The 22,315-nt window shown below is 72.6% G+C and carries 16 protein-coding genes; 9 read left to right on the forward strand and 7 right to left on the reverse strand.

All coding sequences use genetic code 11. The features are described 5' to 3' along the window. Positions 1 to 86: 86 nt before the first annotated feature. From AC0NH5_RS11835 to AC0NH5_RS11845, 3 genes are read left to right on the forward strand one after another with little or no spacing between them, the layout of a single operon-like run. Positions 87 to 2,864: an AfsR/SARP family transcriptional regulator gene (locus AC0NH5_RS11835; RefSeq protein WP_474402724.1), complete on the forward strand. Its 2,778-nt coding sequence runs from the start codon at positions 87 to 89 to the stop codon at positions 2,862 to 2,864. Between the two features lie 23 nt (positions 2,865 to 2,887). Further along, entirely contained in the window at positions 2,888 to 3,646 is a 759-nt protein-coding gene (locus AC0NH5_RS11840) for an ABC transporter ATP-binding protein (RefSeq protein ID WP_474402725.1), read from the forward strand. Beyond that, positions 3,631 to 5,652, forward strand: coding sequence for a hypothetical protein (locus AC0NH5_RS11845; RefSeq protein WP_474402726.1), 2,022 nt, complete (start codon positions 3,631 to 3,633; stop codon positions 5,650 to 5,652). Before AC0NH5_RS11840 ends, AC0NH5_RS11845 begins: the two co-directional genes overlap by 16 nt. Positions 5,653 to 5,722: 70 nt before the next feature. Here AC0NH5_RS11845 and AC0NH5_RS11850 read toward each other — a convergent pair whose 3' ends face one another. Both AC0NH5_RS11850 and AC0NH5_RS11855 read right to left on the reverse strand, forming a co-directional pair. Then, positions 5,723 to 6,031 (reverse strand): AzlD domain-containing protein, encoded by a 309-nt coding sequence (locus AC0NH5_RS11850; RefSeq protein ID WP_474402727.1) that lies wholly within the window; start codon positions 6,029 to 6,031, stop codon positions 5,723 to 5,725. Further along, positions 6,028 to 6,756 (reverse strand): AzlC family ABC transporter permease, encoded by a 729-nt coding sequence (locus AC0NH5_RS11855; RefSeq protein WP_474402728.1) that lies wholly within the window; start codon positions 6,754 to 6,756, stop codon positions 6,028 to 6,030. The genes AC0NH5_RS11850 and AC0NH5_RS11855 overlap by 4 nt, the downstream gene beginning before the upstream one ends. 443 nt (positions 6,757 to 7,199) lie before the next feature. Between AC0NH5_RS11855 and AC0NH5_RS11860 the strand changes: the two genes are divergently transcribed. Then, on the forward strand, positions 7,200 to 8,624 hold the full coding sequence (locus AC0NH5_RS11860; protein ID WP_474402729.1) for a Dyp-type peroxidase: 1,425 nt from the start codon (positions 7,200 to 7,202) through the stop codon (positions 8,622 to 8,624). Positions 8,625 to 8,628: 4 nt separating this feature from the next. On the opposite strand, the gene AC0NH5_RS11865 is transcribed toward AC0NH5_RS11860, so the two are convergent. Beyond that, complete coding sequence (locus tag AC0NH5_RS11865) at positions 8,629 to 12,618, reverse strand: tetratricopeptide repeat protein (protein ID WP_474402730.1); 3,990 nt, start codon at positions 12,616 to 12,618, stop codon at positions 8,629 to 8,631. A gap of 88 nt (positions 12,619 to 12,706) precedes the next feature. Between AC0NH5_RS11865 and AC0NH5_RS11870 the strand changes: the two genes are divergently transcribed. Together AC0NH5_RS11870 and mptB are read left to right on the forward strand one after the other, a co-directional pair. Beyond that, the gene (locus AC0NH5_RS11870; RefSeq protein ID WP_474402731.1) at positions 12,707 to 13,303 is read left to right on the forward strand and encodes a hypothetical protein; all 597 of its coding nucleotides are present in this window, start codon (positions 12,707 to 12,709) and stop codon (positions 13,301 to 13,303) included. A 104-nt stretch (positions 13,304 to 13,407) separates the two neighbouring features. Beyond that, positions 13,408 to 14,883: a polyprenol phosphomannose-dependent alpha 1,6 mannosyltransferase MptB gene (mptB, locus tag AC0NH5_RS11875; RefSeq protein WP_474402732.1), complete on the forward strand. Its 1,476-nt coding sequence runs from the start codon at positions 13,408 to 13,410 to the stop codon at positions 14,881 to 14,883. Here mptB and AC0NH5_RS11880 read toward each other — a convergent pair. The 4 genes from AC0NH5_RS11880 to AC0NH5_RS11895 form a co-directional block, all read right to left on the reverse strand. Continuing rightward, positions 14,873 to 16,012 (reverse strand): FAD-dependent monooxygenase, encoded by a 1,140-nt coding sequence (locus AC0NH5_RS11880; RefSeq protein ID WP_474402733.1) that lies wholly within the window; start codon positions 16,010 to 16,012, stop codon positions 14,873 to 14,875. The genes mptB and AC0NH5_RS11880 overlap by 11 nt on opposite strands. Continuing rightward, the gene (locus AC0NH5_RS11885; protein ID WP_474402734.1) at positions 16,003 to 16,560 is read right to left on the reverse strand and encodes a TetR/AcrR family transcriptional regulator; all 558 of its coding nucleotides are present in this window, start codon (positions 16,558 to 16,560) and stop codon (positions 16,003 to 16,005) included. Before AC0NH5_RS11885 ends, AC0NH5_RS11880 begins: the two co-directional genes overlap by 10 nt. Before the next feature lie 164 nt (positions 16,561 to 16,724). After that, complete coding sequence (locus tag AC0NH5_RS11890) at positions 16,725 to 17,990, reverse strand: hypothetical protein (RefSeq protein WP_474402735.1); 1,266 nt, start codon at positions 17,988 to 17,990, stop codon at positions 16,725 to 16,727. A 196-nt stretch (positions 17,991 to 18,186) separates the two neighbouring features. Beyond that, the gene (locus tag AC0NH5_RS11895; protein WP_474402736.1) at positions 18,187 to 19,824 is read right to left on the reverse strand and encodes a glucuronyl esterase domain-containing protein; all 1,638 of its coding nucleotides are present in this window, start codon (positions 19,822 to 19,824) and stop codon (positions 18,187 to 18,189) included. A 257-nt stretch (positions 19,825 to 20,081) separates the two neighbouring features. Here AC0NH5_RS11895 and AC0NH5_RS11900 point away from each other — a divergent pair, with 257 nt between their 5' ends. The 3 genes from AC0NH5_RS11900 to AC0NH5_RS11910 are packed head-to-tail and all read left to right on the forward strand — an operon-like array spanning position 20,082 to position 22,183. Continuing rightward, on the forward strand, positions 20,082 to 21,047 hold the full coding sequence (locus tag AC0NH5_RS11900) for a S1 family peptidase (protein WP_474402738.1): 966 nt from the start codon (positions 20,082 to 20,084) through the stop codon (positions 21,045 to 21,047). A gap of 48 nt (positions 21,048 to 21,095) precedes the next feature. Beyond that, complete coding sequence (locus AC0NH5_RS11905; RefSeq protein WP_474402739.1) at positions 21,096 to 21,740, forward strand: TetR/AcrR family transcriptional regulator; 645 nt, start codon at positions 21,096 to 21,098, stop codon at positions 21,738 to 21,740. Continuing rightward, complete coding sequence (locus AC0NH5_RS11910) at positions 21,737 to 22,183, forward strand: acyl-CoA thioesterase (protein WP_474402740.1); 447 nt, start codon at positions 21,737 to 21,739, stop codon at positions 22,181 to 22,183. Before AC0NH5_RS11905 ends, AC0NH5_RS11910 begins: the two co-directional genes overlap by 4 nt. The last annotated feature ends 132 nt before the right edge of the window (positions 22,184 to 22,315 follow it).

Genomic DNA, 22,315 nt, shown 5'->3' on the forward strand with positions numbered 1-22,315 from the left:
ACCGATGAAGGCGGGATGCGGAACCTGAGTGACAGTCATCTTGATCCGTCGCGGTACCCCGCGGGCCCGTCTCGTAGTCTTCCGCTGTGGAGGTCCGCATCCTTGGCCCGCTGGAAGCCCTGGTCGGCGGGCGTCCGGTGGACCTCGGCGGCCCGCGCCAGCAGACCGTCCTCGCGGTGCTCGCCCTGGAGGCCGGCCGGGTGGTGCCGGTCCGGCGGCTGATCGAGGCGCTGTACGGCGACGACCCGCCCGGCAGCGCCCGGTCCCAGGTGCAGATCTGCGTGTCGGCGCTCCGGCGGCTGTTCCCCGACGCGATCCGCACCCGGCCGCAGGGCTACCTGCTCCGGGTCGCCGCCGCGGACCTCGATCGGTTCACCGAGCTGGCGGCGGCCGGGCGGCACCGCGACGCGCTCGCGCTGTGGCGCGACGCCGCCCTGTCCGGCCTGGACAGCCGGGTGGTTCGGGCCGCCGCCGAGCGGCTCGACGAACGGAGGATCAGCCTGCACGAGGAGTGCCTCGACCGCGAACTGGCGGCGGGCCGGCACCACGAGCTCGTCGCCGAGATCGCCGGGCTGGCCGACCAGCACCCGCTACGCGAACGGCTCCGCGGCCAGCTGATGCTCGCGCTGCACCGGTCCGGGCGGCGGGCCGAGGCCCTGGAGGTCTACCGGCAGACCCGCCGCACCCTGGTCGAGGAACTCGGCCTGGAGCCCGGCGACGCGCTGCGCCGGCTGCACCGGGCGATCCTGAGCGCGTCCCCCGGTGCGGTGCCGGCGGTGCCGCGGCTGCTGCCGGCCGGCACCGCCGACTTCACCGGGCGGTCCGCGCCGCTCGCGGCGATCGCCCGGGCCGCCGGCACGGCCGGGCTCGCGGTGCCGGTGGTCGTGGTCACCGGCCGGGCCGGCATCGGCAAGACCACGCTGGCCGTACACGCGGCGCACCGGATCGCGGACCGTTTCCCGGACGGCCAGCTCTTCGCCGACCTGCACGGGCTCGGGCCCCGGCCGGTCGGGCCGGCGCAGATCCTCGAACGCTTCCTGCGCGCCCTCGGCGTGCCCGGGACGGCCGTGCCCGCGGACCTGGACGAACGCGCCGAGAAATACCGCGACCTGCTCGCCGGCCGCCGCACGCTGGTCGTGCTCGACAACGTCGCGGGCGAGGGCGACGTGCTGCCGTTGCTGCCCGGCACCCCGGCCGCGGCCGTGCTGGTCACCAGCCGCAGCCGCCTGGCCGGCCTGCCCGGCGCCGTCCACGTCGAACTGGACGTCTTCGACCGGGATGACTCGCTGCGGCTGCTGGCCCGGATCGCCGGGCCGGAGCGGATCCGGCCGGACTCCGGGACACGGCTCGCGCAGCTGTGCGGACACCTGCCGCTCGCCCTGCGGATCGCGGGCGCGCGACTCTCGGCCCGGCAGCACTGGACCGCCGAGCACCTCGTCGAACGGCTCGCCGACGAGACCCGGCGACTGGACGAGCTGAACCACAGCGGGATGGGCATCCGGGCGGGACTCACCCTCACCTACGACACCCTGGCGGAGCCGGCCCGGATGCTGTTCCGGCGGCTCGCGCTGCTGGAGACGCCGTCGTTCTCCGGCTGGGCCGGCGCGGCCCTGCTCGGCCGGCCACTGCCCGACGCCCAGGACCTGCTGGACGACCTCGTGGAGGCGCGACTCGTCGAGGCCACCGGGTCGCAGTTCCGGATCCACGACCTGATCCGGGTCTTCGCCCGGGAACGGCTCGCCGCGGAGGAGACGGCCGCCGAGCGGGACGCCGCGCTGCGCCGGTTCCTCGGTGGCCTGCTGCACCTGGCCGAGACCGCGCACCGGCGCGTCTACGGCAGCCCGCTGATCGATGACGACGCCGTGCGGTGGCCGCTGCCGGAGAGCCTGGTCGCCCGGCCGAGGGCCTGGCTCGACCTCGAACGGCACACCCTGACCGCGGGCGTCCGGCAGGCGGCACAAGCGGGCCACACCGCCCTGTGCTGGGCCCTCGCGCTGAACGCCGTCAGCCTGTTCGAGGCACGGTTCCTCCTGACCGACTGGCGGGAGACGCATCAGGTCGCGCTGGCCGAGGCACGGCGAGCCGGCGACCGGCGCGGCGAGGCCGCGATGCTGTGGTCGCTCGGCTCCCTGGGCGTCGTCGAGCAACGCTTCGACGAGGCACGAGGGGACCTGGGCCGGGCCGAGGAGCTGTTCCGCGCGGCGGGCGAGGAGAAAGGACTGGCTCTGGCCGTCCGCAACGTCGCCTTCACCGAGATGGTCCGCGGCGACCTGCCGTCCGCGGCCGCCCGGTACGAACAGGCGCTGGCCACCTTCCGCCGCCGCGGCGACCTCTCCGAAGCGGCGTACGTGCTGCACAACCTGGCACAGGTCAGGGTCGAGGCCGGTGATCCGGCCGCCGGACTGCGCCTGCTGCCGGAGGCGCTCGCGATGAGCCGCACCGCCGGCAGCCGCCGGGTCGAGGCGCAGGTGCTCTACCGGATCGGCGACGTCCACCTGCACCTGGGCGATCCGCACGCCGCGGCGGCCGCGTTCGGCGACACGCTCGCCGTGACCCGGGACATCGGCGACCGGGCGGGCGAGGCCTACGCGCTGCACGGACTGGGCGCGGCGCACCAGGAGGCGGGAGACCTCCCCGCCGCGCGCACGGCGCTGCGCACCGCCCTGAACCTGGCGACCAGCATCGAGGACCGGCTGCTCGAGGCGCGGGCGTCGCTGCGGCTCGGTGAACTGGAACTGGCGAACGGCGGGCCGGCGGAGCCGTACCTGGCGCGCGCGGTGGAGCTCTTCGCGTTCATCCGCGCGCCGCGATATGAGCAGCGTGCCCGCGAACTGCTCGGCCGGGCGGCGATAGCGAGCCGATAGCGACGGCTGCCAGAATCCGGCGCGTGAACTCCACAGTGGCGCTACGGCTCATCGGGCTGTCCAAGACGTTCGGCGGTCACCGCGCCGTCGACGGTGTCGATCTGGAGGTGCCGGCCGGCTCGTTCTTCGGGCTGGTCGGGCCGAACGGCGCCGGCAAGACCACCTCCCTGTCGATGGCGGTCGGGCTGCTGCGACCGGACGCCGGGCGCGCCGAGATCTTCGGGGTGGACGTCTGGTCCGACCCGGTGCGCGCCAAAGAGCTGATCGGGGTGCTGCCCGACGGGCTCGGCATGCCGGAACGGCTCACCGGACGGGAAGTCCTCACCTATCTGGGCCTGCTGCGGGGACTCGCACCCGAGGCCGTCGCCGCGCGTACCCGGGAACTTCTCGAGATCCTCGAGCTGGACCGGGCCGAGCGGACCCTGGTCCTGGAGTACTCGACCGGCATGCGCAAGAAGATCGGCCTGGCCACCGCGCTGCTGCACGCACCGAAACTGCTGGTGCTCGACGAGCCGCTGGAGGCCGTCGACCCGGTCTCCGCCGCGACCATCAAGCTGCTCCTGCGGCGGTTCGTCGCGGCCGGCGGCTCGGTCGTCTTCTCCAGCCACGTCATGCCGGTCGTCGAGCAGCTCTGCGACCACGTCGCCGTCGTCGCCGGCGGCCGGGTGGTGGCCGCCGGCCCGCTCGACGAGGTCCGCGCCGGTGGCACCCTGGAGGACCGGTTCGTGGATCTGGTCGGGGGCCGGGCCGGCGCGGGGGAGCTGACGTGGCTGGCGTCCTGATCCGGATGAAACTGGCCGTCCTGCGGCACTCGATCACCGGCCGCCGCGCCGCCGACATGATCGGGGGCGGGCTCCTCGGCCTGATCCTCGCCGGCGGCACGATCTGGCTGGCCGGCCGCGACTGGCCGGTGGCCGGCCTGCCACTCGACCTGGTCGCCGCGGCGTTCGCGATCTGGACCGTGGGCTGGCTGTTCGGCCCGGTGCTGTTCGGCGGCGGCGACGAGACGCTGCGCCCGGAACACCTCGCGCTGCTGCCGATCCCCCCGCGCCGGCTCGCCGTGGGCCTGCTCGCCACCGCGTTCGTCGGCGTCACCCCGGTGGTCAGCCTGGTCGCCTTCACCGCGCTGATCGTGGCCGCCGCTCCCGCAGGCGGCGCGGCGGTGCTGGTCGCGGTGCCCGCGGTGCTGCTCCAACTGCTGTTCGTGGTGCTCGCCTCCCGGTTCGTCACCGCCGCGCTCAGCACGCTGATGCGCGCCAAGGCCGGCGCGGTGCTGGCCGCCGTGATCAGCGGCGGCATCCTGGCGCTCACCCACACCGGCTGGGTCCTCAAACCGACCGTCACGCTCGCGCTGACCGCCGGCTTCCCGGCCTCCTTCGCCGACTGGGTGCGCCGCCTGCCGTCCGGCTGGAGCGTCACCGCCGTCGAGGCCGCCGCCCGCGGCGACTGGCTGCTCGTGCTCGCCGCGCTGGGCGGGCTCGCGGCCCTGGCGGCGCTCGCCGTCGCCGGCTGGTCGGCCCTGCTGGTGCGGCGCCTGTCCAACCGCGCCGCTCCCGGCCGTCCGGCCCGGCGTTCCGACCGCGACCATCGGGTACGCGCCGGAGCTGTCCGTGCGGTCGCCGGCCGCGACCTGCGAACCGCCTCCCGGGACCTGATGCGCTTCCACTACCTGGTGTTCTCGCTCGTCTACGCGCTGGCGTTCTGCCTGCTGCCGTTGCTGGTGAACCTGCCGATCTTCGTGCCGTTCATCGGGGTGGCGTTCGCGGTCTGGGCCGCCGCGGTCTGCGCCAACCTCTACGGCGAGGACGGCACGGTGATCTGGCAGACCGTGCTCACCCCCGGCGCCGCCCGCAGCGACGTCCGGGGCCGGCAACTCGCCTGGCTGCTGCTCACCACCCCGGTAACCGTCCTGCTCAGCGTCGTGCCCACTGTGCTCAGCGGCCAGCACTGGGCCTGGTCGTGGCTGGCCGCCCTGGTCCCGGCCCTGCTCGGCGGCGGGGCCGGCGTCATCGTGCTGATCTCGGTGCTGCGCCCGGTGCCGATGACCGACCCGCACCGGCGCGGCGGGAACCTGCTGGAGAACGGCACCGACTTCACCCAGGTGCTGCTCATGCTGGTGCTGGTGGCCGGCACCGCGGCGCCGGCGTTCCTGACCGTCCGCCACGGCCCGCCGTGGGCGGGCGCGGTGGTCGGGCTGGTCACGGGGGTGGCACTGGCCTGGTCCCTGGGCGGCGTGGCGGCCCGGCGTCTGGAGGCGTCCGGCACCGAGATGCTCGCCGTCATGCGCGGCACGGCGTCCCGGTCCGCGGGGCCGCCGGGTTCCTTCGGCGCCGCCGGTGATGTCGACTGGCAGGCGATCGGGGTGCAACTGGGGGATCGGCGGCTGGGCATCGGGCGGGCTCCGGTGGGGCGGCAGGTGGCGGTCTATGCGTGCTTCACGCTGTGCTGGGTGCCGCTGGTCGCGCAAGGAGTGGTGCCGGCGCTGCTGGGGCCGGCCGGTCCGGGGGAGCGGTCGTGGTTGCCGGCCCGGCACGTCCCGGATGCGTGGCACTGGCCGGTCATCGCGGTGATGGTCCTGCTCGGGGTCGCCCTGCTCGCAGCGGGGTGGTGGCAGTTGCGCCTCGCCCGCGCGACCGCTTCCCGCGCCGAGCCCACCGCCACTTCCGAGTCCGCCACTTCGCGCCCCGAGCCCGCTACCACCGCCCACGCAACTTCCCTTGCCGAGTCGAGCGCCGCACTCGGATCCGAGAATCCGAGCGCCGAGGGTGCCCGTGCGCCGCGGAGCTGACGCCCGCCGGGTGCACTTCTCGTGTGTTCATTTCGGGTTCGTATCGAGCCCGAAATTCACACACTGATGGTCAGGTGAGGGCTCGGAGGGCGGCGGCGGTGAGGACGCCGATCAGGACGGCCAGGAGCAGGGGAGCGCGGAGCAGGCGGGCGGCGACGACGGCGAGCAGGGCGGCCGGGACTGTCCAGTCCACGTCGGCCCAGCGGCGGCCGAGGACCTCGACCACCACCAGGGCGGCGAGCAGGGTGGGGGCGAGGAGGGCGATCACTCCGGTGCTCCAGCGGGGGAGTTCGCGGTCGCCGAGCAGGGCGGGACCGGCCGCCTTGATGAGGAAGCTGCCGGCTGCCACAGCCAGGATCCCCAGCCACAGTGTCGTCATCGCCGCACCCCGTCCTGATCGTCGGTGACCGACTCGTCGGCCAGAGCTGGGGCGGGGCCGCGGCTGCGCAGGCCGATCAGCGCGCCGACGGTGGCGCCGACCAGGGCCACCCCGGCCGGCACCCACCAGAGCAGGCCCGCCGCCACGCCGGCGCCGAGGAGGGCGGCCACGACCGCGGTACGCGCCTGGCGGAGCTCGTCGAGCAGCAGCGCCAGGAAGAAGGCGGGGAAGACGACGTCCAGGCCCAGGGTCTCGACGAGGTGCTCGGACGGGGCGCCGAGGACACCCACGACGGTGCCGGCCACCCAGGCGGGCCATTGGACGACGGTGGCCCCGAACATCTTCCAGCGGTCGAAACGGCCGCCGCCGAGGTGCGCCGCCACCCAGGAGCCGTCCACCACGGCCTGACCCTGCAGCGCCCGCCGGAAGCGGCCACCGGACAGGCTCGGGCCGACGGCCAGGCCCATCGGCAGGAAACGTGCGTTGATCAGCATGGCGGCGGTGATCGCCGGTGCCAGGCCACCGCCTGCGGCCAGCCCGGTGAGAAGGGCGAACTGCGCCGAACCGGAGAAGATGACTACGGAGGCCAGGATCGCGGCGACCGGTGCCCAGCCCTGCTCGCGGGCGGTCGCCCCGAACGTGATGGCCAGGACGAACCCGGCCGCGGCCAGCCCGGCACCGACCCGCATGCCGCCGAGGAAACTCGCGCGCTTCGTCTCGTGCACGCGTTCCCTGTACCCCACGCGCCCCGATCCGACGCCGCCCGCCGCCCGCCGCCCGCCGCCCGCCGTCCCCGGCCGCGGCTTGCTGGTCACGCAAGCGGTCACTTTGTGTGGGGACTTCGGGTGCGGAGCGCACCTCAAGTCCCCACGCGGAAGTTCGGACGGCTGGTTCGAGCGGGACGGGGCAGCCGTGGGAGGGGCTGGAGGGTGAGCGGCGGGAAGGCGGGACGGGGTGGGGCTGGACCACTGATTCAGCCCGGCGGCCGCGCATCGGCCCGGACCGGCAGCCGGTCGCGCTGACTCTCGGGTACGCGTAGTTCGGCGGGGCGCGGGTCACGCGTACCAAAAAGGATTGAAGAAGGACGGATTCGCGACAGGAGGGATGCCGCGGGGTTGTTTGTTCGGCATCGTCCGGGGGACGCGCTGATCCGAACCGGGGGACGAGCATGCCCAGAGCAATCGCCGAGCTACAGCAGATCCAGGGCAACATCGTGCGGGCGTTCCGGGGCGAGCACCAAGCGTTCCTGTTCCTCTCGTTCAGCTGCGACCGGGCCGGCGCCCGGAAATGGCTGGCCGGGCTGGCGGACCGGGTGGCCGGCACCGACCAGATCGCGCAGACCCGCGCCGAGCACCGGCAGAAGCCGAACAAAGCGCAGCTCAACGTCGGGCTCACCGCGTCCGGGCTGGTTCTGCTGCACCCGGAGACGGCCGGTGACCTGGTCGCGCACGAAGCCTTCTGGCAGGGGCCGCTGGGCACCCGGGTGGACGACGCGGGGCTGCTCACCACGGCGCCGGCGCTGCTCGGCGACGTCGGCGACAGCAAGCCGGAGTCGTGGACCGTCGGCGGCCCGGGCATCCCCGTCGACGCGCTGCTGACACTCGCCGCGGACGACGCGGAGACGCTGCGGGCAGCGGTGGACGAGGAGGAGCACGCGGCCGCGCGCAACGGCGTGAAAGTGCTGACGACGCAGGTGGGCGAGGCGCTGCGCAACGAGCAGGGACACCGCGTCGAACACTTCGGGTTCGCCGACGGCATCTCGCAGCCCGGGATCCGCGGCTTCGCCGACGGCGAACGGGCCCGGCCGGGATCGCCGGTCATCGCCGCGGGCGAATTCCTCCTGGGGTACGCGGGAGAGCGGCGCCCGCCGTCCTGGAAGCCCCGCCCGACGCCGGCGCCGTGGATGCGCGACGGCTCGTTCCAGGTGTTCCGGCGGCTGCGGCAGGACGTGGCCGGCTGGTGGGAGCGGATGGCCGAACTCAGCGCCGACGGCGGCACACCGGAGGAGGCGGCGGCCCGCGCCCTCGGACGGCACCTCGACGGCCGTCCCCTGGCCGGCCTGGAGACGGACGGCGAGCTCAACGCGTTCAGCTACCGGGGAGACGACGACGGGGCGCGGACACCGACGTACGCCCACATCCGCAAGGTGAACCCGCGCGAGGACGGTGTGTTCCGCGACCGCGGCCACAAGATGCTGCGCCGGGGCATCACGTTCGGCCCCCCACTGCGGCGCGGGATGCCGGACGACGGGCGGGAGCGGGGGATGTTCTTCAACGCGTACATGGCGAGCATCGAGGACCAGTTCGAGTTCGTGCAGCGAAAATGGGCGCAGGACCCGGGCTTCCCGGCGAACACGCTGGCCCGTCATGGCCGGTGCCCGCAGGGGCGGGTGGACGGTCTGGACCCGGTGCTCGGCGACAGCGCCCGGCGGGCGGGGGAGCGGCTGGGGCCGGAGACGGCGCGAGGGATTCCGGCGGCGGCCTTCGGTGGGTTCGTGACCACGACGGGGTCGGTCTACGCGTTCGCGCCGTCGCGGCGGGCGTTGCGGCTGCTGGCGGGGGAGAGGCCGCTGGACGAGTTGGTGGGGCGCTGACGGGTCAGGCCGAGCGGTCGATCCGGTCGAGCAGCTCCTCGAGGTCGGCGCCGCCCTCCGCGGCGATCCACCCGGGCAGCTCGGGAAGGGGCGGTCCGGGTGGCAGCGTCACACCGGTGAGGCGGCGGTAGGCGCGGCGGTACTCGACGCTGGGTGCCCGCTCGTACAGGCTCTGGTAGATGCCGGCGGCTGTGGTGCGGGCGTCCTCGTCGCGTGGGTCGATGCGGCGGACGGTGTCGAGGAGGGTCGCCACCTCGTGCGGTTTGTCCCACTCGACGGCGGCCTCGCGCAGCAGTTTGGTCGCGGCAGACACTTCGAGGCGGCCCGTGGTCACGGCCAGGCGAATGGAGAGGGCGTACGCGCTGACGCGTACGTCGCGTTCATCGTGCTCCTCGGCGATGTGCAGCGCTTCGGTGTTCAGCCGGTCGGCATGCTCGAGTCGGTCCGCGGTGAAATGCAATCGCGCCAGGCGGTGCAGGCAATCGCAGACGTAATAAGGCGCGTGCAGCCGGCGAGCCAGTCTGATGGCGCGTTCCAGCAGACGTTCGGCATCGTCGGGCCGTCCCTCACCGGCCGCGATAGCGCCCAGATTAGCCAGCTGATCCGCGACGCTGAGCCAATCGCCGAGTTCGACGCCGACGCGGAGCGCGTGCATGGCGCTGATCCGTGCCTGCTCGAACTCGCCCTCGTCGCGGTAGATCTCGCTCATGTTGCCGACGACCACGTTGGCAGCCTGTCGGGCCCCGATGTCCCGGGCCACATCCAGAGCATGCTTGTACGAAGAGATGGCCTGCGCGTGGTCGGCGTGGCGCAACGAGGCCCAGCCGAGATTGCCGGCCGTATTCAGCATGCGCTGGCGATCACCAGCACGTTCAGCGGTGACGAGGGCACGGCGCAGGTGATCGAGCGCCGCTTCCAAACGGCCGGTGTTCAGGTAGACGAGACCGGTGTGTTCTAGCGCGACGCTCATGGCGGAGTCGTCGCCGGCTGCTTCCGCCATGGTCAGATGTTGTTGAGCCATGGCCAGCGCCTCGGCGTAGGAACCCTGTCGGTACAGGGCGAAAGTCATGCGGTCCATGGTGCTCGCCTGGCCGGCGGTGTCGCCGAGAAGTTCGAATCCGACGAGGGCGCGCCGCAGCCAGGTGACTGATTCGGCATCCGAGTGGGTGTAGATCAACAGGTCGCCGAGCTGGCGTTGGGCGGCGGCCAGGATCTCCCGGCGCCCGGTTGCCTCGGCCAGCCGCATCGCCTGCTGGTAGTGATCCTCGGCCTCGGCCCACTGCCCGGTGTGCTGATGCACACTGCCGATCGCGATGTGCAGCTCCGCGCGTTCCGCCACGTCGAGCAGCGGTAACAGCAGGCCGTAGTAGTAGGTGGCCGCCTCGTTGGCGAACATCTCCCGGGCGCGGTCGCCGGCCGCCCGGTACCAGTCGCGCTGCTTGTCGGTTCGTTCGGTGCGGGCGTAGTGGTGAGCCAGCACGTCGACGTACTGCGGGAGCCGGTCCGGGTAGGTCTCCTCGATGAGCCGGCCGACCCGCTCGTGCAGCGCGGCCCTGGTGTCGTAGGTGATGCTCTGGTACGCCGCCTCCTGGGTGACCGGGTGCTTGAACTCGTACTCGGGGCCGGCCTCGCCGGAGACCCGGGGCGTGAGGTCCAGTGTGTCGAGGCGGCTCAGGTGATCGCTCACCTGTGCGACCGTGCCGGCGGCCGGATAGACCGACGTGATCCACGGCGCTTGGAACCGCCTGCCGATCACGCTGGCCACCTTGATGGTTGCCTTCTCATCGTCGGAGAGCTGGTCGATACGGGCCATCACCAGGCGTTGCAGACTGTCCGGCACGGTCACGCCGGCAAGCGCGCGCGGGTCACCGGGGTCGATGCTCCGGCCGTGCAGATAGCTGACCAGCTCCTCGATGTAGAACGCGTTGCCGCCGGCCTGGTCCCCGATGTGCCGCAGCAACTCGGGCGCCACGGGGACGCTGTCACCGTATCGATCATGCAGCCGCAGTGTCGCCAGATCGTCAGCTTCGGCGCGCGTCATCTGAGCCAGTCGGAGGTCCGCCACATGTACATGGCCGGACAACTTCTCCGGCATCCGTTCTCGGGAAGTAGCCACCACCAGGACCGGCAACTCGACGATCTGTTGGACGAGGTGTTCGAGCAGCCCTTGCGAGGCTGGGTCGATCCAGTGGCAGTCCTCCAGGAGGAGCATGATCGGACCGGCTGCGGCCCGTTCCCGGAGTGCCGCGAGCAGGGTGGAGCGGAGCAGTTCCTCACGGCCGACGGGTTCGAGTTGTGCGGTGAGCTCACTGTCCGGCATCGGCAGGTTGATCACTGCGGCGACCAGCGGAGCCCGCTGCCCGGACCCGTCGTAGCGGGCGATCCGCTCGGTCAGCGCGGACCGCTGCTCGGAGATCGGAAGCCCGGTGTCGATCCCGAGCAGGTTGCGCCAGATCGATCGCCAGACCAGGTAGCTGGCGGAGGTGCCGTGCGACCGACCGGCTCCGCCGAACTCGATGAAGCCCCGGCTTCGCAGGGTCCGGCAGGCTTCCTGAGCCAGCCGGGTCTTGCCGATGCCGGCCTCGCCGTGCAGCCAGATCAACTGGCCGTGGCCCGCTTCCGCCTGCCGGGCCAGACTGTCCAGCAGGTGCAGCTCACCGGCGCGGCCGACGAGCGGCTCGGGCTCGGCCGTGGTCCGGATGATCGGCGGCGCGGCCTCCTGCGCCTCACGCACGATCCACACCGGTACAGGTGCCGCTTTGCCCTTGGCGGAGATCGCAGCGGGCCGGCTGCCAGAGACGATGTCGCGTACCTGCTCGTAGGTGTCCCGGTCGAGGAGCAGATGCCCGGCCGGCGCCTTCTCCATGAGCCGCGCCGCCAGGTTGACCGCGTCGCCGACCACGGCGTACTCCCGCCGGACGTCCGAGCCGACCTCGCCGCAGTAGACGTGCCCGGTGCTGACACCGCCGCGGTACGGTCCGCCGGGTAACGCCAGCAGATCCAGGCAGCAGCGCAGGGCGCGTTCCGCGTCGTTCTCGTGGCTGACCGGGGTGCCGAAGACGGCCACCAGAACAGTGCCCTTGTCGTCGGCCATGAGATGCCGTAGATGCCCACCGTAGCGGTCGATGATCGCGACACCAGTCCGCAGGTAGCGCTGCAACGCCTCGACCGTTCGTGAATCGTGGAAGGACAGGTCCGGCAGCCGGACGAAGGCTGTGGTCACTTTGCGATGCTCGTTCACCAGCTCCAACCGGCCGGACCGGAGCCGGGCGCGGATCGCCGGGTGCAGGAAAGGCGTCAGCAGCCGTTCCAACTCGGCGATCGGCGTCACGGCGCTGGGGTCGGGTGCCGGGCCTGGTGCGCTCGATGACGCGACGCTGCGCAGATCGTCGTCAACGACGATGTCTCCGCGCTCGGCCCGGTGGAGTGCTGCGACCGCCCGGTCCAGTGCCGGACCGGCGATCAGATGCTGCAGTCGGATCGCCGGGTCACCGAGCACCATGATCTGCAGCGGGCCGGCTGCCATGCCGACTCGGATGGCCAGGGACCGGCGGCCGTCCGGAGTGGGCACCGGATCGACCGAGGCGGTCGCCTCCCGGATCAGCTCGGCGCACTGGACCGCTCGACGGCCCACCGAGCCCGCTGACTCGGGCGTGTAGCGGAACATCCCGACCAGGGCGTCACCGGCGAAGTCGACCACGCTGCCGCCCGCGGTGGTGATCGCCTCCGCGGTGACCGCGAACCAGCGGTTGATGACTGAGGTCAGTCGCTCGGTGCCGTAACTGCCGGAGCCGGTGAGACTTTCGGCCATGGCAGTGAAGCCGGCGACATCCGCGAACAGCACCACCGCCTCGGTCTGCTCGGTCAGCGGCAGATTGCTGACACTTCCGCTGCTCCTGAGAAGACCGATGGCATGCTCAGGCAGGTATGAACGCCAGGTCGCGGCCAATTCGCCGGTGATCTGTGTCGGAGGGCGAGAGGGGTTGTCGGTCACGCCTCGTGCGACCCCCTTCGGGTCTCTCCGTCCGAATCAACCATTGTCATCCATAAATGGGTGTGTCAGCCAGGGGGAATACAGCGACATGGGTGTAGCGCTCAGTGACGCCGCGGTCGACATCGTCGGCGCCTGCGTCCACGCTTTGCGGTTCGCCGTCGGGACCCCTCTCGGCTATCCGTACGCCGCCGCCGGCATCGCGACGACCGATCCGCCGCCGGCGCTTTACCGGCGGGTGCAGGTCGCGTCGCCGCCGCCGGCTCGTGAGGGCAAGCCTTGGCAGACGGGTATGACCCTCGACGACAAGCCGTTCCAGCCGGATGCCTTCGCTGACCGGCTCGCCGAGGTTCGGCTGGATGAGGGGATCGCCTCGCTCGACGTGCCGGATCCGGACAGGATCGTACTCGATCGATGGTTCAGCATTCCGCGCCGGAGCGGGGAGATGGTGTTTCCGAGCCCGAACATCAACCGGTGTCTGCTGTCCGTGCACTACTGGAACCCGGCCGAGGGCGACCCGGAGCCGGTGACCAAGCAGGTGGAGTACTACGGCACCTATCGGATGGAGTTCGACCGCACGCCGGCCGGGAACTGGATCGCGGTCAGCATGGACAACTTCTGGCCGCCCGAGCGGGACACCGCCGATCTGCTGGTGCCGCTGGGTGAGTGCGACGCGGACTGCCCTTGACCTGGCGTTGACCGTCCGGTGAACAGACGGCTGGCTTCCTGCCGGTCGCCTGCCGTCCACCGGTTCCCGGTTCGCTGCTCATCCCCTCCGGTGAGCATTTCGCGGTGTCTTCCGCTCTTCTGCGCCTCACCGGATTCGCCGGGTCGGTCCTGCTCGTCACCGCCGGCCATCTCGGCGGCGCGCTTCCGGGCGCCGACCTCGCCGCCGACCCGGTCAGCATCGCGGTGGGCCGGTTCGGTCCGCTGATCCTGGGTTTCTGGCTGGCCGGGACGGGGTTGCAGGCGTACGCCTGGTGGGCCGGACGGGACCGGCTCCCGTCGGCGCGCTGGGTGGTGGTGACCGCGGTGCTGTGGCTGCTGCCGTTCCTGGTCGCGCCGCCGATGGGGAGCCGGGATTTCTATTCGTACGCGTGTCAGGGTGAGATGTTCCGGCACGGGATCAGCCCTTACGTCCACGGCGTCGACGCGTTGCCGTGCGGCTGGCTGGAGACCGTGTCGCCGATCTGGCGGGACACCGTCACGCCGTACGGCCCGCTTTTCATCATGCTCGCGGCCGTGGCCGTCGCGGTGGGTGGTGGTCTCGCCGGGGCCCTCGTGGTGTTCCGGCTGTTCGCGCTCGCCGGCGTCGTCGCCGTCGCGGTCTGCCTGCCGGTGCTGGCCCGGCGGTGCGGTGTGCCGCCGGCGCGGGCGCTGTGGGTGGGGCTGGCCGGGCCGCTCGTCGGGGCGCATCTGGTGGCGGCGCCGCACAACGACGCGGTCATGCTCGGGTTGGCGGTGGGCGGACTGGCGGTCGTGGTCCGGTGGCCACGCAGTGTGGTCGCCTTGCTGGGGTCCGGTGCGCTGCTCGGGCTGGCGGTCGCGGTCAAGGCGATCGCGGTGGTGGTCATCCCCTTCGCGATCTTGATCGCGGGGGCGGCGGTGCGGCGCGCCTCCGGCGGGATGCCGGTGCGGAAGACCCTGCTGGGGTACGCGAGGACGAGCGCCGTCATCAGCGGATCCACGGTGGGGGCGCTCGGCGCGGTGACAGCCGTCAGTGGGCTGGGGTTCGGCTGGGTCGGCGCGATGCGGGTGGGGGAGTCGCTGATCCAGTTCACCTCGCCGCCCACCGCTGTCGGGATGACGCTGACCTATCTCGGCCGGACGGTCGTTCCCGGTTTCGACGCGGTGCCGGCTGTGCGGGCGGCCGCGATGGTGCTGCTCGCCGCCGTGCTGGTCCTGCTGTGGGTCCGGGCGTTGGGGGACCGTGAGCCGGTGCGTGCCGCCCTGCACGGGGCCGCGCTCGCGCTGGCCGCCACGGTGCTGCTCGCGCCGGTCTTCCACCCGTGGTACGCCCTGTGGCCGCTGACCCTGCTCGCCGCCACGACCGTCCACACCCGCGTCATCATGCTGGTGAACGTCGCGGCCGCCTTCTCGGTGCTGCCGGACGGCAGCGGGCTGACCCGGTTCGTGAAGTTCCCCGGCGCTCCCCTGGTCACGGTGCTGCTGATCGTGTGGGGGGTGAGGTGGTGGAAGGCGCGGCCGATCCGCACCGCCCCGGCTGATCGGGCCGCGCCGCTCCCGCGCCGCCTGATCACTCGGTGAGCAGGGCGGCCTGCTTGCCGACCAGGGACGTCGTCACCAGCCGGTCCGCGAACGGCAGCGCCGCCGCCCGCAACGCCGTCCGCCGCATCCACCGCTGCGCCGGGGTCCGCGGCACGAACCACCGGGCGGCGCCACGGGCACGCTCCTGCTTCTCCTCGACGATCGGGCGCAGGGTCCGTTCGTACACCCGTAGAGCCTCGTCGATGGACCCGCACCGCCGGAGCGACCCGGCCAGCACCCGGGCGCCCGCGACCGCGAGGGACGCGCCCTGCCCGGCCAGCAGCGAGACGGCGTGAGCGGCGTCGCCCAGCAGGACCACCCGCCCGCCGGCCCACCGCGGCGCGACCGTCTGCGCCACCTGGTCGTAGTAGAACCGTGGCGGGCACGCGGCCAGCGCCCGCGGCGCGATCCAGCCGAGCGGGCCGTACTCCCTGCGGAGCGCGGCCCGCGGGTCGGCGGGCAGCGCCGGATCGGTGGTGGGGTGCACCGCGAAGACCGCCACCCGCCCGTCCCGCAGGCCGTAGAAGCCCATCGTCCGGTGCAGGCTGTCGGTCAGGCAGAACCGTCCGGCCACCTCGGCGTGCGCCCGCGGGTCGTCGAAGATGTAGGCGGCGGTGTGGAAACCCAGGTGGCGTACGTACCGGTCCTCCGGCCCGAAGGCGAGCGCGCGCACCCGGGAGTGGATGCCGTCGCTGCCCACCAGCAGGTCGGCGTCGAGGGTCTCGCCGTTGTCGAGGGTCACGGTCACGCCGTCGGCGCGGTTGTCGAGCGCGACGATGGTGCGGCCGTACAGCACGTCGACGCCGGCGCCGAATGCGCGCGCCAGGTCGGGGCGCATGATGCTGACGACCCGGCCGCCGGCCGCCCGGGCGAAGGCGGCGAACCGCAGCCCGGCCCGGCGCCGGCCCGCCTCGTCGCAGTAGGCCAGCTCGTCGACCTGATAGCCCAGCTCGCGGATGCGCGGCAGCACGCCCATCGCCTCGGCGGCGTCGTATCCCGGCCCGAAGAAGTCGATCATGTAGCCGCCGGCCGGTGGCGCGGGCGCCTTCTCCAGGACGACGGCGCCGGTGCCGAGCGCCCGCGCGAGGGCCAGCCCGGCGATCCCGGCACCGCAGATGATCACTCGCATCGGGTCACCAGCCGGCGCAGGACGGGGGCCGCGTCGCCGGCACCCGACAGGGAGCGGTGCAGCAGCACACCGTCGAGGGCGGCGAGCAGCACGGCGGCGGTGGCGGCGGGATCCGTGACCCCGTGTGCCGCGAGATGCCCGGCCAGCTCGTCGCGGAGGGTGCTGATCTCGGCGGCGAGCGCGTGCCGGAGCTGCTCGTCGCGGGTCGCCGCCAGATAGGCCTCGATCAGCAACACCGAAACGGGGTCGGCGCCGTCGTATTCATCGAGCGCGCCCAGCAGCAGCGTGACCGTGTCGCCGGCATCGGCGGCCCCGGCCAGCAGCGGAGTCAACTGACCGGTCAGCTCCCTGGCTTGCCGCAGCACCGCCTCGATCAGCAGCCCCTGGACCGACGAGAAGTGGTAGTGCACCAGCCCGGGCGCCACGCCGGCCCGCTCGGCCACCACGCGGGTGGTCGCAGCGGTCCAGCCCCGCTCGGCGATCACCTCGGCCGCAGCGGTCAGCAACCGCTGCCGTACTTCCTCTCCGCGTTCCTTCGCCGTCCGCATTGGGCGATCGTATTGGGCAATCGCCCAAAAACAAAACACGCCAGTCGTCGGGGCACCGTGCGTGTGAAGTTGCGGTTCGTTGCGCACCCGAACTTCACACGCGTCGTACCGCCTGCTGGTGTGTGAAGTTGCGGTTCGTTGCGCACCCGAACTTCACACGCAGGTCAGTCTTTGAAGATCTTCAGGGAGCCGAGGCCGGCGGCGGCGTCGATGTCCAGACCGGGGTTCTCGCGCACGTTGCCGGAGCGGATGGTCTCGCCCTCGCCCACGCCGCCGCTGGACCGGCCGTAGACGTCCACGTCGCCGGCGCCGTTGCCGACGTTGACTTTGACCGGCACCTCCTCGGCCGTCTCGATGCGCCACTTGTTGACGCCGCCGGTCATCCGGATCGGCAGCGTGCTGAAGAGCCTGCCGAGCGAGATGTCGAAGCGCTCGGCGCCGCCGTCCAGGTCGATCCGGCTCACCGTGCCGCTGTCCAGGTCGAATGCGCCGATCCGGACCCCGGCGTTCAGCTGTACATGCCAGATGATCTTCCGGTTGAGCCGGACCTCGAGTCTGCCGGTGCCGTCGCCGTCGGAGTCGGTCTCGACGCGGAGCAGGCCGTCGTCGAACGACGTGTCGACGTCGAGCCCGGAGTCCGGTGCGGTGCTGACCCGGAAGGGGTCGTCGCCGAGGTCGGCGGTGCGGACCGAGAGTTCGGTGACGCCGTCGGCCAGCACGAAGTGGACCCGGTCGGGGAGGGGTTTCTTCGGCGGCGGGGCGGCCGGTGCCGGTGAGGTGCGCTCGGCGGTCGGGGAAGGCTTGGTGCTGGTGGCGGCCGGGGGTGGCGGTGCCACGTTGGCCGGTCCGGTCGGTGCCGGGGCGGACGACACGGTGGGAGCCGGTGGTGGAACGGCTTGCTGGCGGTCGTCGTTGTCGTTGGCGGTACGCACGAGCAGCACTGTGCCGCTGCCGATCACCAGTGCGAGGAGGCCGGCGAGGAGGACCGGGCGACGCCACCGCGGGTGGCTGCCGGTGTCGCCGTTCGTGGTCCAGTCCGCGACCCGGGCTCGGAGGCCGTCGCCTCGGCCGGTCCGGCCGGGGACCGTCGGCCGCGGCGTCGTCGGCAGCAGCACCTGCCAGGCCGGCGGGTCACCGGGCATCTCCCCGGCACCGGGGCGGGCGGCGGCACCGAGCCGTTCGGTGGTGGGCTGTGCGGGGGCGAGCCGTTCGGTCGCGGGCTGTGCGGGGGCGAGTCGTTCGGTGGCGGGCTGTGCAGCGGCGGACCGGCGGTGTGGCGCGTCCGGCCAGTAGTCGGAGATGTTGGGCAGGGTGACCCCGTCGGCCTGTCGTGCGATCTCCTCGTCGGCGCTGTGCTCAGCGTGGCCGGTCACATATCCCGCAACGCGCAGCGACGGCGGAGTGTCCCTGCCGTGATCTTCTGAGCCCACCCGCTCCACTGCGTCTCCTCGCGGCACATCGATCATTCCCCGTGGAGGGTACGGCTACGGACGGTGCCCGGTTCGACGCTGATCCCGCGAATAGCAAGGAATTTGTGGCCGCCCGTGGTGCCCACCGTCGCGGAGGGCGACCGACGGGGGAAAGGGCTGCGGGGAGGCCCGGTCCAGTCAGGCCTCCCCGCAGCGTCTAGGTGGCGGCGCAGGTGGGGCTGAGCGCGCCCGCCGAGCCGGTCGCCTGGAAGCCGAACTCGGTGCTGCCGCCGGCCGCGAGCCGGCCGTTGTAGGCGACGTTGGTGAACTGGACGGCCCCGGTGGTGGCGGACCGGTTCGAGTTCCAGGAGCTGGTGACGGTGGCGCCGGCCGGGAGGGGCACCGACACCGTCCAGCCGTCGACCGGCGCCGAGCCGGCGGTGACCTTGACCGTCGCCACGAAGCCGCCGTTCCAGGAGTTCAGCGCGACCGAGGCGGTGCAGCCACCGGGTTGGGGGCCGGGCGACGACGGCGACGGCGACGGCGATGACGGCGACGGGGAGGACGGGGAGGACGGCGAGGAGGAGGGGGAGGACGGCGAGGGGGAGGGCGGCGACGAGCCGAGGATCGGGGTGGTCCAGTCACGCCACTCGGCCAGGTTGCCGGCGGCCCGGCTGGAGATGCGGACGGCCCCGGGGTCGTTGCCGGTGCGCAGCAGGTGCTTGCGGATGTTCTGCTGGAGCGGCACGGTCCACTCCGGGCGGTTCGCGCAGTGGCTGCCGTTCTGGACGTCGGACCAGTACGTGATGTTGCCGCCCGCGCCGAGCGCCTTGTAGACCTCGGCGCCGCCGAGTGCGGCGACACTCGCCGAGCGGGGGCCCAGGTTGGTGATGTGCGGGTTGTCCATCACGAACAGGCCGCGCGGCGCGATCATGGCGACGATCGAGTGGGTGTCGATCGGCAGCCGGTTCGGGTTGCCGGTGAACGAGCCGAAGGCGTCGCCGAGCCAGGGCTGCTCACCGTACGCGCTGCTCAGGCTCTGTGCGCCCTCGCCGGGGATGCCGCGGTAGATGGGCACACCGGCGCTGCCCGACTCGATCGGCATGGTCAGCGCGATCCGCTGGTCGAAGGCGCCGGCGGCGAACGCGCCCTTGCCGAACCGGGAGCAGCCGGTGACGCCTGTCGCGTCGGCCCGCAGGATCGAGCCGCCGGACTGCTCGAGGACGTCGATGATCCGGCTGACTCCCCACGACCAGGCGGCGAGCAGGCCGGTCGGGCTGGTGTTGCCGTAGATGCTGTAGAACGCGCCCTGCTTGTTGGTCCGCGGTGTGCCCTCGCGGCCCACCGCGTACGGGTCGTAGCTGATCACGGCCGCGCCCGCGGAGCGGATCGTCGCGGTGTCGGCGCCGAACCCGCCGAGCACGACGACGGCGGGGAAGGGGCCGGTGCCGCTGGGCAGGCTCACCGAGGCGGAGAAGCTGGAGCCGCGGCCGTTGTGTGCCACGTTCACCGTGATGGAGCTGCTGGTGACGGTGCCGGTGACGGTCTGCGGCCTCGCCGGCTTCTCGCCGTAGACGAACTTCTCGGCCAGCTTCTTGATCTCGTTGCGCCGGCAGGTCCAGTCGCCGGTCGTGGTGATCCGGGTGCCGTCGAGCCTGCGGAACGGGTCGGGGAGGCGGGCGTCGGTGGGCAGGGCGCCGGCGTCGGGCAGGGCGGGTGCGGGGCAGCCGGCCCCTTCGTCCTCGACGGCCGCGGCGGCCTGGGCGGGAGTGGCTCGGGGGAGGGAGACGGCCACGCCGCCGGCGATGAGGGCCGCGGCGGTGACGGCGAGGACCGTGGAACGAACGGTGATCACTGGAACTCTCCTTTCCGGAGAGGCGGGGAAAGCGATCGCGGTCGATGTTCAGCTTCGAGGCGCGCCCGGTACATGTCAACGCCCGGCGGAACTTTCGCTTTGGTCGTACCCCCAGGGGGGTTTTGGAAGTGGTTTGCCGGGCCGAAACTTTCGAGAAGGGCGGAACCCAGGGGGAAATGCAACCGTTTCGGCGGGGTGGCCGTCAGGGAGGCGTGACCGGCACTACCCTTGCCCGCGGCATCTACGCTGCACGACCGGTGGGCACGAAGCGGAAGATCGTCGCGGCGTTCGCCGCTCTCCAGGTGGGGGCGGCGCTGTTCGGCGCACCCGCGCACGCCATCGCGAACGGGGACCGGGTGCCGGACGGCCGGTACCCGTTCGCTGTCAAGATCAACGAGTGGGGCATCCCGACCGCGGACGGCGGCACCCGGGACAGTTCCTGCTCGGGCGGCCTCGTCTCGCCGCGCTGGGTGCTGACCGCGGCGCACTGCTTCCGCGATCCGGACGGCAACCGGGTGTCGCGGACGGTGGCCGAGAAGACCACCGCCACGGTGGGCCGGGCCGATCTGACCGGCCGGGCGGGCTTCACCGCGACTGTGGTGGAGGTGCGCCAGCACGGCCGGGCGGACGTCGCGCTCGTCCGGCTGGACCGGCCGATCACCGGCATCACCCCGCTGCGGCTGCATCGCAAGAAGCCGGCCACCGGCCTGTCGGCCCGCCTCGTCGGGTACGGGTTCACGAGTCCCGGCGCCAAGCGGACGCCGGACCGGCTGCGCACCGGAGAGTTCGAGGTCACCTCGGTCAGCAGGTCGGAGATGGGGCTGTCCGGCGTCGCGCCCCGGCAGAGCACCAGCCCGTGCGAACGCGACTCGGGCGGCCCGTACTTCACCGAGACCAAGAGCGGTCCGGTCGTGGTCGGCGTGGTCAGCCGGGGCCCGGACTGCCCGCACACCGGCCCGGACATCGCGACGCGGGTCGACTTCGTGGCGCCGTGGATCCTCTCGGTGATCAAGTCGGACCTGAAGTCGCCGGCGCCCTCGAAGTCACCGTCCCGTGTGCCGGCCGCCCCCGCCCCGGTCGCGGCGCCGCCGCCCGCGCCGGTCTCCTCGTTCGCGCTGCCGCCGATCGCGCTGCTGCTCATCCCGGTGGCGGTGGCCGGCCTGGTCGCGCTGCTGCTCGCCGGCCACCGGCGAAGCCGCCGGGGAGGTCATCGGCGACGGTGAGCCGAATTATATTTACGACCGGTCGGTCTTATTTATAGGCTGACCCCCATGACGTACGACGGCAGGCTGGCCCGTGGTGAGCGGACCCGCACGGCGGTCCTCGACCAGGCCCTGGTGCTGGCCACCTCGGCGGGGCTCGACGGCCTGTCGCTGAGCCAGGTGGCCGAGGCCCTCGGGGTCAGCAAGTCCGGTCTCTTCGCGCACTGGCGCTCCAAGGAGGCGCTGCAGCTCGCGGTGATCGACCATGCCCGCGCGCAATGGACCGACCGCGTCGTGCGGCCCGCGCTCGCCGAGCCGTCCGGGCTGCGCCGGCTGTGGGCCGTGCACGACCGCCGGATGGGGTTCTACGAGGCCCGGGTCCTGCCCGGCGGGTGCTTCTTCGCCAACGCCCACTTCGAGTTCAACGCGCGGCCCGGCGTGATCCGCGACCGGCTGGCGGCCGAGATGGCCGACTGGATGACCTTCCTGACCCGGGTGGCCGCCGAGGCGGTCGCAGCCGGTGAGGTGCGGGCCGGCGTGGACCCGGCGGCGCTGGCCTATCAGACCGAGGCGCTCGGTGTCTGCGCCGTCATGCAGGCGCCGGTGCTCGGGCCGGACGCCACCTATCGGCAGGCCCGCCAGGGTCTGCTCGACCACCTCAGATCCCTCGCCGCCGACCCGGCGATCCTTCCTTCGAGCTCGGAGAAGTCATGACCGTTGTCACCGCGACCGTCGCCTATGGCGACGTGATGCGCATGCCCGTGCACTTCGACGACCTGGATGCCATGGGCGTGCTGCACAACTCCCGCTACGCCGTGCTGGTGGAGCGGGCGATGACGCTCTGGTGGGCGGAGCGCGGCGTCTCGTTCACCGGTGGCCGGCCGACCACGCCGGACGCGTTCACCGTGGTCCGGGAGTACGCGGTCACGTTCCACCGGCCGGTCCGCGGCACCGGCGAGGTGGTCGTGCACTTCTGGCTGGAGCGGCTCGGCAGCACCAGCGCGGAGTACCTGTTCCGGGTGGTCTCCACCGACGGCGACACGGTGTTCGCGGAGGGCCGCCGGGTCAACGTGCGGCTGGACCCGGCCACCATGCGCCCGACGCCGTGGACGGCGAGCGCTCGGGAGATCGCCGCCCCGCTGGTGCGCCGGCAGTAGTCGTGGAATCGCTCCCACGACGCTTGCCGAAAACGTTTTCGTAGACCAGAGTGGCCCCGACATAGAGGCCTGGCCATCGACGACCCCCCAGTCGCCGGTGGCCCGGTATCCCCACCGCGATCCGTCGCGGCC

It is taken from the genome of Actinoplanes sp. 13 (assembly GCF_056134165.1).